We start from the raw sequence: 12,519 nt of genomic DNA, 5'->3' as shown, positions 1-12,519 counted from the left end.
TGCCCTCGTACCTCACGAATAGATGCAGTCACGAAGCTTGATCAGCCCCTGCTGCAACTCTTTTTTTGGAGCCACCAAAGCGGCCCGGATAAATTGCTCGCCCGGGTTTTGCCCCGGGTCACCTTGAGAAAGATATGCACCCGGCAGGACCCGAACGCCAGTCTCCTGCCACAGCTTCAATGCGGTTTCTTCGCCGCTCTCGACTGGCAGCCACAGGAAAAACCCAGCCTCGGGCGGCATGTAGCCCTGCAGGCCCGAGAAGACCTCATCCGCGATGGCGTATTTTTCCTGATAGAGCGCACGGTTCTCGACAACATGCGTCTCGTCGGCCCAGACGCGCGCGGCAGTGGCCTGTAGCGGCAGTGGCAATGGTGCACCCGCATAGTTGCGCAGCTGTTTGACCCGTTTGATACTGTCCGGCCCGCCCGCAATAAGGCCCGAGCGCAGCCCGGCCAAATTCGAACGCTTGGACAGAGAGTTGAACAGCAAGACCCGCTCAGGATCAGCGCCCATCTCTTGCGCGACGGTCAGAGCACCTGTTGGTGCCTCATCGCGGTAGATCTCGGAATAGCATTCATCGGCGAAAATGCGGAAATCGTATTTCTCGGCCAACCCGATCAGCTCGGCCCAATAGTCACGCGAGGCGACGGCCCCCTGCGGGTTCGCAGGCGAGCAGATATAGGCGGCAACCGTTCGGTTCAGCACATCGTCAGGCAAGCTGGCATAGTCCGGCAAATGGCCGGTCGCGGCGGTGGCGGACACAAAATAAGGCTGCGCCCTGACCGAGATCGAGGCGACCATATAGACCTGATAAAACGGGTTCGGACACAGAATGATGGGATCTTGCCCGTTCTTCTGTTCGGGGCACAACGCCATGGCAGCATTGTACAGCCCCTCACGCGTGCCGTTCAGGGCCATCACGTTGATATCGGGGGCCATCGTCACGCCATAGCGGCGCTTGATCCAGTCGGTGATCGAACCGCGCAGCTCGGGCGAGCCTTCATTCGGGGGATAGCCCTGAAACCCGGCGGCATTTTCCGTGATGACGTCAGTGACCCAAGCGGGAAAGTCATGCATCGGCGCGCCGATGGTCATGTGAATCACGTCTCCGCCCGGTTGATGGTGGTCCAACAGGGTGCGCAGACGCGGGAATGCGTATTCCGGTAGGTTCGAAAACCGCTCGGGGAAATTCATATCTACTGCCTCAATATCGGGATCGTTTTCGCCCCGTTTGATTGGCAGATTACAGATCAGACCCCGCCCCGTCCAGACAAAGAGGTTCCGAATCAGGGGATTGTGGCATTCACGCCAATGCGCTTTCCGCCGCCGAACCCAACCGCAGCAGCGCTTCTTCCGAGCCGGGATAGCCCAGCATCATCAAGCCACAACCCGCAGTTCCCGTCGGCAGGGTCAGTGCTGCAAGCCCCATCAGATTGCCGATACGCGTGTTGCGCAGGGCCAGCAGATTCTCGGTTACGTAATAGTCGTGATCGCTGAGGAGTCTTTCCAGATTGGGCGGTAAGATAGGTGCGGTTGGGGCCAGAACAGCATCGAACCCGGCGGTCGCCGCATCCCAGGCTGCGCGGCAGGCCTTGAGCTTGGACCACGCGGCCACATAGTCGGGGCCTGATACATCTTTGCCGGTCCGGAACCGTTCAAGAATTTCGGGATACATCGCCTCGGGGTTGGCTTCGATGACGTCTTTCCACAGCCCGTATGCCTCGGTCGTGTAGAGAACACCCGAAAGCGCCATTGCGTCGTGCAGTTCAGGTACCTCCAGCGGTACAATCTCGGCCCCGGCATCGCGCAAACGATCCAGCGCATCGTCGAACGCCTGTCGCGGCGCATCGCGCAGGTCGTCCTTGGCGACGTTCTGCAAATCGGCAAAGCGGCGGCCTTTCAGGCTTGCACCACGCAGATCCGCCGGCGTGCCGCCTTCCAGCAAGGCCAGCATATGCGCGGCATCTTCGACGGAACGCGCCAGAGGACCAACCGTGTCGAACCGCAAACAGAGCGGCACGACCCCTTCAAGGCTGAGCCGCCCGGCCGTGGTTTTCAGCCCCACCAGATTGTTCCAGGCTGCCGGGATTCGCACCGACCCGCCCGTGTCCGAGCCAATCCCGCAGGCCGCCAGCCCCCAGGCCACCGAGGCCCCGGCCCCCGAGGATGAGCCGCCCGGCACGGCATCTTCATCATCCACGCAGGGCGGAGTGTCCGTGATCGGGTTCAGACCAAGCCCTGAAAACGCCAGTTCGCTCATATGGGTTTTGCCGAGGCATACGGTGCCCATGGCCGTTGCGTTGCGTAAGACCACAGCATCCGCGTCCGGCACGCGCCCTTTCAACAAGGCCGAGCCCGCCTCGGTTGCAATACCAGCCGTGTCGAACAGATCCTTCCAGCTGATCGGCACGCCATCCAGCAAGGATCGACGTAGACCCAAGGCGGCGCGCTCTTTCGCGGCTTTCGCCTCAGAACGGGCGCGGTCATGGGTGACGCGCGCATAGATGCGGTCGCGATGGGGATGGGCGTCAATGGCGGCCAGATAGGTTTCGGTCAGTTCAACGGGGTCGATTTGCCCCTTGCCGATCCCTCGGCCCAAATCACAGGCCGTCATGGTTAGCCATTCCTGCATCACACCCCTCCTTGCGTCTGACTTTCTGGGACGGTAGCGACAGGACCGCACATGGACAATCCCGAAAGGGCGCGCATATTGCTGGGCATGACACAGGCATCGAAAATCCTGATCGTGGGCGGAGGCCTGAACGGCGCGGCCCTAGCATTGGCACTGGCGCAAACCGGGCATTCTGTTTGCGTGATAGACACGTTGGGCGAAAAGGTCCGCAAGAACGCGGCATTCGACGGGCGGTCTTATGCGCTGGCGCTGGCGTCAAAGCGGTTGCTGGACGCAATCGGCGTGTGGGAGCGGGTCGAGGAACATGCCCAACCCATGCTTGAGATCAAGGTCACCGACGGCCATGCGGGTATCGGGCCGTCACCCTTTTTCATGCATTTCGACCACGCTGAGATCGAGGAAGGCCCGATGGGCTACATGGTCGAAGATCGTCACCTGCGCCGCGCGTTTTTTGAGGCGATGGCAAAAGACAATGCGATCACCCAGATCAACGGCAGAACGGTCGTTTCGCAACAGGTCGATGCAACTGGTGTGGCGTTGACGCTGGATGATGGTGCGCGTGTTGAGGGTCATCTAGTCGTAGGCTGCGACGGGCGCAGTAGTGGAACTGCATCCCGCGCCGGGATCAAGCGTACCGGTTGGGACTACGGCCAAACAGCCCTTGTCTGCGCGATTGAACACGAACTGCCGCATCACGGCATTGCACATCAGTTCTTCATGCCCCCCGGCCCACTTGCGATCCTGCCACTGACCGGCAATCGCAGCTCGATCGTCTGGAGCGAACGCACCGAGGCAGCGCAGCGCATCAACGCCCTGCCCGAGGCCGAATACCTGCAGGTCTTGCGCCCTCGGTTCGGGGATTTTCTGGGCGACATCCGCCTGCAGGGCGACCGCTTCACCTATCCATTGAACCTGACCATAGCCAATTCCTTCATCTCGGATCGCCTTGCCCTTGTGGGCGATGCCGCACACGGGATGCACCCCATTGCAGGCCAGGGCCTGAACGCCGGGCTGCGGGACGTGGGTGCCTTGGCCGAAGTGCTGACCTTGGCCGGACGGCGCGGCGAGGATATCGGGTCGGTTCTGGTGCTGGAGCGCTATCAGGAATGGCGACGGTTCGACACGGCCTCGCTGGCGATGGCGACCGATGTGTTCAACAAGCTGTTTTCGAATGACAACCCGCTGCTGCGCCTTGGGCGGGACATCGGGATGGGCATTGTCGGATCTCTGCCCGGCCTGCGCCGAGGCTTTGTTCGTGAGGCCGCCGGGTTGACCGGCGACCTGCCTAAGCTGTTGCAAGGACGGCCAATCTAGAGCGCTCTTGAGCGTTCAAAAATGCTCAGTCCAGCGCGCGGGCCTCATCTACCAGCATCACGGGGATGCCGTTGCGGATCGGAAAGGCCAGACCGGCGGCCTTCGACACCAGCTCTTGCTTATCCGCATCATAGTGCAGCGTCGTATGCGTCTGAGGGCAGATGAGCGCCTCAAGCATGTGGCGGTCGAAAGCGTGTTCAGGCTCGCTCATTGCAGTTTTTCCTCGTTTGATCCGCCCCGCAGCGCGAATTCGATCAATGTCACTAGCGTCTCGCGCCTTGTACGCAGGCAGGGGGCCTCCAGTAGGGCCTGTTTGTCTTCCGGATCAAAATCCATCAGCATCGACAGCGAATTCACCAAAAGCTCATCATCTGCTTCTTTCAGCGAGTCCCAATCCGTCGACAGATCACGCGATTCGAAGAAGCGTTCCAGCAGGTTCAGAAAGCGGCTGCGGTCGAACACATCGTCCTTCTCGGCCTTGCCAAGATCGCGGTCAAACCCCTCCCAGGACACTTCGCACCGGCGGTAAGGCGTGAATGCATCCAGTTCGGACTTGATGCGGAATCGGGAAACACCGGTCAGAGTGATCAGATAGCGGCCATCCTCAGTCTCTGAGAATTGCGTGACACGACCGGCGCAACCAATGCGATGCAGTTTTGTGTCATCGTTCAGCGAGGGGTTCGGCTGAACCATTCCGATCAGCCGCTCCTTTGTTTTCAAGGCATCGTCAAGCATCTGCAAGTAGCGTGGCTCGAAGATGTGCAACGGCAATCGAGACCGGGGCAGCAGCAACGCCCCGGGCAGTGGAAACACGGATATCGTATCCGGCAAGTCGGCGGGATGAATCATAGACCCGAGTCTAGCTCTGATCCGAAATTAGGCAAATATCATCGAGCTGAGTTTGCGCCGCCCGTTCAGAACAATCGGATCGTTAGGCTTGAGCGCATCGAAGATCGTGAACAACTGCGTTTTGGCGGCGCCCTCGTTCCACTCACGATCGCGGCGGAACAGCTCCAACAGTTGCGTCACAGCCTCTTCCACATCGCCATTGGCATGTAGGGCCTGTGCGAGATCGAACCGAGCCTGATGATTGTCCGGCTCGGCCTCAACGGCTGCGGTCAACTCAGCCACCGGGCCCGCATCCGCCGCCTGCTTGGCCAATTCCAACTGGGCATGGGCAGCTTCGAGTTCCGGAGCGTTTGAGATCTCGGCAGGCGCACCGTTCAGGATCGCCTCGGCCTGTTCCAGATCATCCGAGGCAATATGCGCACGCACCAGACCACCATAGGCAGCGGCATGGTTGGGGTCTTCGCCCAGAATCGCGGCAAAGGTCTGCGCCGCATCCACGGCTGCGCCTTCTGCCAGCATTTCCTCGGCTGCTTGTACGGCATCCTCCAGTTGACCACCGGGGCTTTCGCCACCGGCCGCCTCGATCACGCGGTCGATAAAGGCCTTGATCTCGGAACCCGGCAAAGCGCCTTGAAAGCCGTCCACCGGCTGACCCTTGAAGAATGCATAGACGGTTGGGATCGACTGAATGCGCATCTGAGACGCGATCATTTGCGCCTCATCTACGTTAATTTTGACCATCTTGACCGCGCCTTTGGCCGCGGTCACCGCCTCTTCAAGCGCGGGGCCAAGCGTCTTGCACGGGCCGCACCAAGGTGCCCAGAAATCCACGATCACCGGAATTTCCTGCGACGCCTCGACAACATCCTCCATAAAGGTGGCTTCGCTGCTGTCCTTGATCAGATCGGTGGCTGAGGTGCTTTCCGCGCCGCTCAGAAGGTCCATGGCATTCACTCTCCGGTTCAAACGTGCGCCCTATATGCAGTCCCTTGCTGCAGAAACCAAGAGCCGAGTTGCAAGTCTAAAGGTCGAAACTGGCGAAAACGGGGGCGTGGTCGCTTGGTTTTTCCCACCCGCGCGCATCGCGCAGGACACGGCTGGAATGCCCCGCGTTCGAGATATCCGGCGTGGCCCAAACGTGATCCAGTCGCCGGCCCTTGTCAGCAGCGTCCCAATCGCGCGCCCGGTAGGACCACCAACTATAAAGCTGCCCTTCAGGGATGTCCTGCCGGGTGATATCGACCCAACCGCCCGCATCTTGTGTTTCAGCCAATGCCTCAACCTCGATCGGCGTGTGTGAGACGACCTTGAGCAGTTGTTTGTGCGACCACACATCATCCTCGCGCGGGGCGATGTTCAGATCGCCGACCAGAATGGATTTCTCGGGCTTCTCAGTGTGGAACCAGTCGCGCATATCGCTGAGATAGTCGAGCTTTTGCCCGAACTTCTCGTTCACCTCACGATCCGGTACATCTCCGCCTGCTGGGACGTAGAAGTTTTGGATGGTGACGCCATTTTCCAACCGCGCGGCGATGTGACGAGCATGGCCGAGACCGGCAAAATCCTTGTCGCCGACCTCCTCCATCGGGATGCGCGACAGGATGGCGACCCCATTGTAGCCCTTCTGCCCACGGGCCACCATGTGGGTGTACCCCAGTTCCGCAAACCCTTCGGTCGGGATCTTTTCAACTGGAGATTTGCATTCCTGCAAACACAGCACGTCCGGAGCCTCTTCCTGCAGCAATTTCAGCACGATAGGCTCGCGCAAGCGGACCGAGTTTATGTTCCAGGTAGCAAGGGTGAAGGGCATGATAGGGGAATCCTCTGTCGAAGCCGGGCTTGGCTTGGCACGGCGTTGGGCGCCACGAGAACAGGCCACAAACGGCTAGGGTTCGTCAATGACTGCTATGCGGGCGATACGAGCTTTTGCTGCGATCAGTCCACGTCGCCGAAATAGACGAAACTCATTTTGTTGCCATCAAGGTCCCGAACGTAAGCTCCATAGAAGTCAGGGCCATATTGCGGGCGTGGTCCCGGCTCCCCTTCGTTGGTTCCGCCAGCAGAGAGAGCCGCCGCATGGGCTGCCTGAACTTCTTCTTCACTTTCACAAAGCAAACCGACCATATTCCCATTGCCTGGCGTTGCTGCTTCCTTGTTGAACGGCGGCGCGACCCAAATCCGTCCACCACCGCGCAGACCATAGCAAAATCCATGGGGCATGAATTCCATGACCACCGTTCCACCAATCAAGGGCAGGACGGCATCGAAGTAATCCCTCGCTTTTGCTACATCGTTTGAACCGACCATCACGTAATTTAGGGACATAGAATACCTCGCGAAATAGTTGGAACATATAGGGAACAAATGGCATCCGGTCAGACATAGCGCAACCCCCGAATTGCTTAGGCCGTAAAAGGACCTGTGCCTCAGGCACTGATTCATAAAACGAATCTTGCCGAGCAAACCAAGCTTTTTCTGAGCGTGTAGTGATAAGCGGCTCACAGCCCAAGAAAGAGTGATTACGAAGGCGCTCAACAAAAAAAGCCGGGCCATCTGGCCCGGCAGTCCAACAGGGAGGTACATGTCATTACCCGGACATGCACGGGTTGGGAGTAACCTAATTATGACTTCAGGGTATCACTTTGATCCAAATCAATCCACCTCGGATCAAGATACCAGTCGATATCCACCCGACTCTGTGACCAAAAGGCGAGCATTTGACGGATCAGGCTCGATCTTCTGACGTAGGCGGTAGATGTGCGTCTCCAGCGTGTGAGTCGTAACACCCGCGTTGTAGCCCCAGACCTCATGCAGCAGGACATCGCGCGCCACCACACCATCGGTCGAGCGGTAGAGGAACTTGAGGATGTTGGTTTCCTTCTCGGTCAGACGGATTTTCCGGTCTTCCTCGGTGATCAGCATCTTCATGGCAGGCTTGAACGTGTAGGGGCCAAGCACAAATACGGCGTCTTCGGACTGTTCATGCTGGCGCAGTTGGGCGCGAATGCGGGCCAGCAGAACCGGGAATTTGAACGGTTTGGGGACATAGTCATTGGCACCGGCATCCAGACCCAGGATCGTGTCGGCGTCACTGTCATGGCCCGTCAGCATCAGAATCGGGCTTTTGACGCCCTGCTTGCGCATCAGGCGGCACAACTCTCGACCGTCCGTGTCGGGAAGACCCACATCCAGAATCACGAGGTCATAGATCGCTTCGCGCGCGCGCTCCATCGCGGACGCTCCGTCAGAGGCTTCGAACACATCGAAATCCTCGGTCATCACAAGTTGCTCGCTGAGCGCCTCGCGCAGGTCCTCGTCATCATCCACCAACAGGATTTTCTTGAGCTGAGCCATTCTTGGGTCCTCCAAAGCCTTTCCCATCACTTGCGTGTGGAATATGCAATCAACAAGATTTACTGCAACCGTCTCACGCCTTCGTGTCAGACGCAGCGGAAATGTTTCACAATTCCAGCCGAAAGCGCTAGGAAAAGGGTCGAACGTTATAGGGTAACATAGATGAGTCTCATCCCCGATATCACCGAATTGCTGGCGCGCGCGCGGGCTGACCTGCGGATGGGCGTGCCAATCGTGCTGGTGGATGACAATGGCGGCAGCGTTCTGGCCATCTCGGCCGAGACGATCACACCCCAACGACTTGCCGATCTACGCAGTTTGGGTGGGACACCTGTGGTGGCCATCACCGGGCGACGGGCGGAAACGCTAAAAGCACGCGCATACGATGGCGATTTGGCGCGGGTATTGATCCCGGCGGATGCAGACATGGCATGGGTACAAGCCGTAGCGGACCCATCGGACGATCTGAATGCGCCGATGAAAGGCCCGCTGATGACCGAAAGGCAGGGCAATGCCAATCTGCACCGCATTGCCATCGCGCTGGCCAAATCCGCCCGATTACTGCCTGCCGCCGTGGTGCTGCCGGTCGAAGACGGTCGTGATTTCGTGGCAACCCACGGTTTGACTTGCATAGATCACTCCCGGGCCGCGCCGCATCTGGCAGATCGCAGCGCCCTGCACCCGGTTGTCGCCGCGCGCTTGCCGATGGAGGTGTCCGAGGCCGGTCGGTTGCACGTTTTCCGCCCTGAAGACGGCGGGGAAGAGCACTACGCGGTCGAGGTCGGGCGACCGGATCGCAGCAAGCCCGTCTTGGCTCGGCTTCATTCGGCGTGTTTTACAGGCGACATCATGGGCAGTCTGAAATGCGACTGCGGCCCTCAGCTGCGCGGCGCGCTAGCTCAGATGGGTGCCGAGGGAGCCGGAGTGTTGCTCTATCTGAACCAGGAAGGGCGCGGAATCGGGCTGGCCAACAAGATGCGCGCTTATTTCCTGCAAGATCAGGGCTTTGACACGGTCGAAGCCAACCACCGCCTTGGGTTTGAAGACGATGAGCGCGATTTCCGCCTCGGGTCGGATATTCTGAAATCGCTGGGCTTCAGCTCGGTCCGGTTGCTGACCAACAATCCCGCGAAGATCGCCATGATGGAGCGCACGGGGATCGCCGTCGCCGAGCGGGTTCCGCTGAAAGTCGGGGAAACCGCCCATAACCGCGGATATCTTGAGACCAAGGCTGCGAAATCCGGGCATTTGCTGTGACACCCGCAGATTTGGTGCTGACCCCCCGGGGTATTCGGTTCCGGGGGCGGTCCTTTCCCTGCTCAATCGGGAAAGGTGGGCGGAGCACCGCCAAACGCGAAGGCGATGGCGCCACGCCGGTCGGCGCCCATCGCATTGTCGGCATGCTCTACCGCGCGGATCGGATCTCGGCGCCTGCGTCATGGGCCATTCCGATCGGCCCGCAAGACCTGTGGTCGGACGATTCGAAAGACAGTCGTTACAACCAACTGGTCACTGCCCCCTATCCGTTCAGCCACGAACGGTTGCGCCGCGCGGACCCTCTCTATGATCTGGTGCTGCTGACCGATTGGAATTGGCCGAATGCGGTGCCGGGCAAAGGCTCTGCCATCTTCCTGCACCAATGGCGGAGACCGGGTTATCCGACCGAGGGCTGTGTCGCCTTCCGTCGCGACCACCTGCGCTGGATAGCCGAGCGGATCACGCCCGGCACCCGCCTGATCATTCCTGAGGTCTGACCCGTTCGCCAAAGATGGCCGAGCCGACGCGCACATGGGTGGCCCCCAGCGCTATCGCCTGTTCGAAATCGCCGCTCATACCCATCGAAAGACCCTCGAGGTCATTGCGGGCAGCAATCTTCGCCAGCAAGGCAAAATGCAGCGCGGGTTCTTCCTCGACCGGCGGGATGCACATCAGACCGCGTATGGGCAGGTCCAGCGCCCGGCATTCTGCAATGAACCCATCCGCAACTGCAGGAAGGATACCGGCCTTCTGTTCCTCTTCCCCCGTATTGACCTGAATGAAGAGGTCCGGACAGGACCCAAGCTCCTGCGCCAACCGCGCCAGAGTTTTGGCCAGTTTCGGGCGATCGACCGAGTGGATGGCGTCGCAAAGCTCCATTGCCTGACGGGCTTTGTTTGTTTGAAGCGGGCCGATCAGGTGTAGATCAATTCCTTCGAATTGTTCCTTGAACGCGGGCCACTTTCCGGCTGCCTCCTGCACGCGGTTCTCGCCAAAGCACCGATGACCCTTTTCCAGCACATCCTGCACACGCTCATTTGGCTGCACCTTGGATACGGCGATCAGCTTCACCGTCCCAGCAGCCCGCCCGGCTTTGGCTTCGGCTTTTGCGATACGGGCGGAAATCTCTGACAGCGACATAGCGATCCTTAAATCTGGTTTGCAGCGAGACAAACACCAAGTCGGCGCAAAAGAAAAGGGCGGGTCCGAAGACCCGCCCCAGAACCATGTGGTTCAGATCAACTTAGAAGTTGAACTGGGCACCAAAGTCGGCGCGGACAAAGCTGTCTGCTTCACCTTCTTTGATTTGGCCGATACCACCGCGCAGCGATACACCGCCACCCAGGTCGTAGTGAGCGCCGATACCAACGTTGCGGGTATCGCCATCAGCCGAACCGTCACCGTAGACGAACTGGATGGTGGTCGCAGCGCCAACGTTGTAGGCAACCGACAGACCGTATGCAGTGCCGTCGGTGGCATCTACTTCGGTGTTATCGTCTGCAACAAACAGAGTGCCTGCGAAGTCGCCGAACTCAGCACCCAGGGTGAAAACGAGCAGGCTTGGGTCGTCACCCGAACCACCGTCGGTCTGACCGTAGGCCAGAGCGGCAGTGATGTTGTCGAAGGTGTAGGTTGCGCTGATGTCCCAACGGTCTCCATCTTCTTCAACCAGGTCAAGTGTACCGACAGTTGCTGGCGGAACCGGAGCAACAGGGTTGCTTGCGGTGATGGTTGCAGCTTGGTCATACGACGCGCCGAATGCGAAGTCACCAACAGCGTATTGGAAGAAGACGCCGTTTACGCCTGCGCCCGACGAGCTGTAGGTTGCGAAGCTATAGTCAACACCCGAGTACTGACCCAGGAATGTTTCCAGACCAACTTCGTAGCCATAGTAGTTTGCAAGGTTGTCGAACGAACCGGCGATGTTGCCAGCGTCAACACGCAGACCACCGAAGATAACCGAGTAACGTGCGCCGTTCAGCTGAGCTGTACCAGCTTCACCTTGGCCATCGTCGTCAGCCTGTACACGAATACGACCTTCGAAGCGAACACCACCATCGGTTTCTGCGATGCCGTCAATGTTCAGACGGAAACGCGAGACCAGGATCACGTCGTCAGATTCTGTCGTACCCGAATAGGACACATCATCCGAAGTACCCGGCACGCCGTCGGCGCCAGCATCGGTAAGGGTGGTGGTTTGCGTACGGTCTTCCTGGTAACCCAGACCGAACCGGCCGTAACCGCTGAAGTTAACTTCAGCTGCTGCAACGCCTGCGGTCGCTACCAGCGCCGTCGTTGCGAAGAGAACTTTTTTCATCTTGTTTCCCTCGGTTTCAAAAAGTTTTATCTACTCGACACATGCAAAGCATATGTCTCAGCACGGACATCGTTTCGCTCTTTTCCCCCCCTTTGTGCAAGGTTGGCCTAAATACCTGGACCGCATTGAAGTTGGATTGGTGCAAGGATGCCACAGTCCTGATCACCGCCCTGTCACGCGGATATAGTGGGATTTGATAAGAATAGGCTTGTTGCGAAAAGGGTCCTTGGCTAGGAGTAGCTTCCAATGACCGCAATTATAGCGAAACAGGACCGACCAACGATGCGCTTGCCGACGACTTTGGGTTTGATCTTTCTGACTGCCACTCTTGCAGCATGCGGACAGAATCGCAGCGCCGTTACGAACCCGGACCTACTTACTTCCAACAGCACCCGCACCGATGAGCGCGAGCTGGATGATCCCGAACGTACGTCAATCTGGGATATCTTCGGCCCCAACAATGCCGAGCAGACCACAAACGTAAACCGTTACCTATGGGCGGCGTCGCTGGATGTTCTGAATTTCCTGCCCGTGCAAGAGGTTGATCCCTTTACGGGTGTAATCGTAACGGGTTACGGCACCCCTCCGGGCGGTGGGCGGCAGTATCGCGCCACCGTGCATATAAGTGACCCGGCGCTTGCCGCGCGCTCCCTTTCGGTTGCGCTGCAGTCCAGCGGGGGCTCTCCGGTAAGCGCCGCAACCACCCGCGCGGTCGAGGATGCAATCCTCTCGCGCGCAAGACAGCTACGGATTGCAGACAACAAGTTCTAGCAACCCGATCAAAATCGCTCTAAAG

14 protein-coding genes are annotated in these 12,519 nt (G+C 59.0%); 4 read left to right on the top strand and 10 right to left on the bottom strand.

Features of this window, described 5'->3' with window-relative positions; translation table 11 throughout:
* Positions 1-12: 12 nt before the first annotated feature.
* Positions 13-1,194: an aminotransferase class I/II-fold pyridoxal phosphate-dependent enzyme gene (locus tag ACXAH8_RS11340; RefSeq protein ID WP_475218452.1), complete on the bottom strand. Its 1,182-nt coding sequence runs from the start codon at positions 1,192-1,194 to the stop codon at positions 13-15.
* A gap of 109 nt (positions 1,195-1,303) precedes the next feature.
* Positions 1,304-2,632 carry an amidase gene (locus ACXAH8_RS11335; protein ID WP_475218450.1) on the bottom strand — a complete coding sequence of 443 codons (1,329 nt, stop codon included), beginning with the start codon at positions 2,630-2,632 and terminating at the stop codon, positions 1,304-1,306.
* 87 nt (positions 2,633-2,719) lie between these two features.
* Between ACXAH8_RS11335 and ACXAH8_RS11330 the strand changes: the two genes are divergently transcribed.
* Positions 2,720-3,946: an FAD-dependent monooxygenase gene (locus tag ACXAH8_RS11330; protein WP_475218448.1), complete on the top strand. Its 1,227-nt coding sequence runs from the start codon at positions 2,720-2,722 to the stop codon at positions 3,944-3,946.
* Positions 3,947-3,971: 25 nt separating this feature from the next.
* On the opposite strand, the gene ACXAH8_RS11325 is transcribed toward ACXAH8_RS11330, so the two are convergent.
* From ACXAH8_RS11325 to ACXAH8_RS11300, 6 genes are all read right to left on the bottom strand, one after another.
* Positions 3,972-4,157 (bottom strand): Trm112 family protein, encoded by a 186-nt coding sequence (locus ACXAH8_RS11325; RefSeq protein WP_170460087.1) that lies wholly within the window; start codon positions 4,155-4,157, stop codon positions 3,972-3,974.
* Positions 4,154-4,795 (bottom strand): LON peptidase substrate-binding domain-containing protein, encoded by a 642-nt coding sequence (locus ACXAH8_RS11320; protein WP_475218445.1) that lies wholly within the window; start codon positions 4,793-4,795, stop codon positions 4,154-4,156. Before ACXAH8_RS11320 ends, ACXAH8_RS11325 begins: the two co-directional genes overlap by 4 nt.
* Positions 4,796-4,822: 27 nt before the next feature.
* Positions 4,823-5,740 (bottom strand): thioredoxin, encoded by a 918-nt coding sequence (gene trxA / locus ACXAH8_RS11315; RefSeq protein WP_475218443.1) that lies wholly within the window; start codon positions 5,738-5,740, stop codon positions 4,823-4,825.
* Positions 5,741-5,816: 76 nt separating this feature from the next.
* Positions 5,817-6,605 (bottom strand): exodeoxyribonuclease III, encoded by a 789-nt coding sequence (locus ACXAH8_RS11310; protein WP_475218441.1) that lies wholly within the window; start codon positions 6,603-6,605, stop codon positions 5,817-5,819.
* Between the two features lie 125 nt (positions 6,606-6,730).
* On the bottom strand, positions 6,731-7,120 hold the full coding sequence (locus tag ACXAH8_RS11305) for a VOC family protein (RefSeq protein ID WP_475218439.1): 390 nt from the start codon (positions 7,118-7,120) through the stop codon (positions 6,731-6,733).
* 342 nt (positions 7,121-7,462) lie between these two features.
* Positions 7,463-8,149, bottom strand: a complete 687-nt coding sequence (locus ACXAH8_RS11300; protein WP_170375588.1) for a response regulator transcription factor — start codon at positions 8,147-8,149, stop codon at positions 7,463-7,465.
* A 162-nt stretch (positions 8,150-8,311) separates the two neighbouring features.
* Between ACXAH8_RS11300 and ribA the strand changes: the two genes are divergently transcribed.
* Together ribA and ACXAH8_RS11290 are read left to right on the top strand one after the other, a co-directional pair.
* A complete protein-coding gene (ribA, locus tag ACXAH8_RS11295) occupies positions 8,312-9,406 on the top strand; it encodes a GTP cyclohydrolase II (protein WP_475218437.1) in 1,095 nt (364 codons plus the stop codon).
* Positions 9,403-9,903, top strand: a complete 501-nt coding sequence (locus ACXAH8_RS11290; protein ID WP_475218435.1) for a L,D-transpeptidase family protein — start codon at positions 9,403-9,405, stop codon at positions 9,901-9,903. Before ribA ends, ACXAH8_RS11290 begins: the two co-directional genes overlap by 4 nt.
* Here ACXAH8_RS11290 and ACXAH8_RS11285 read toward each other — a convergent pair.
* Together ACXAH8_RS11285 and ACXAH8_RS11280 are read right to left on the bottom strand one after the other, a co-directional pair.
* Positions 9,887-10,546, bottom strand: a complete 660-nt coding sequence (locus ACXAH8_RS11285; protein WP_475218433.1) for a YggS family pyridoxal phosphate-dependent enzyme — start codon at positions 10,544-10,546, stop codon at positions 9,887-9,889. The two genes, ACXAH8_RS11290 and ACXAH8_RS11285, sit on opposite strands and share 17 nt — an antisense overlap.
* 103 nt (positions 10,547-10,649) lie before the next feature.
* Positions 10,650-11,723 (bottom strand): porin, encoded by a 1,074-nt coding sequence (locus tag ACXAH8_RS11280; protein ID WP_170719731.1) that lies wholly within the window; start codon positions 11,721-11,723, stop codon positions 10,650-10,652.
* A 282-nt stretch (positions 11,724-12,005) separates the two neighbouring features.
* Here ACXAH8_RS11280 and ACXAH8_RS11275 point away from each other — a divergent pair, with 282 nt between their 5' ends.
* Positions 12,006-12,494, top strand: a complete 489-nt coding sequence (locus ACXAH8_RS11275; RefSeq protein ID WP_170376039.1) for a DUF3576 domain-containing protein — start codon at positions 12,006-12,008, stop codon at positions 12,492-12,494.
* Positions 12,495-12,519 lie beyond the last annotated feature (25 nt).

This window comes from Ruegeria sp. ABV3_008 (genome assembly GCF_056161185.1).
The sequence above is the reverse complement of the archived record's forward strand: the minus strand, read 5'-3'. Positions and strand labels throughout refer to the sequence as shown.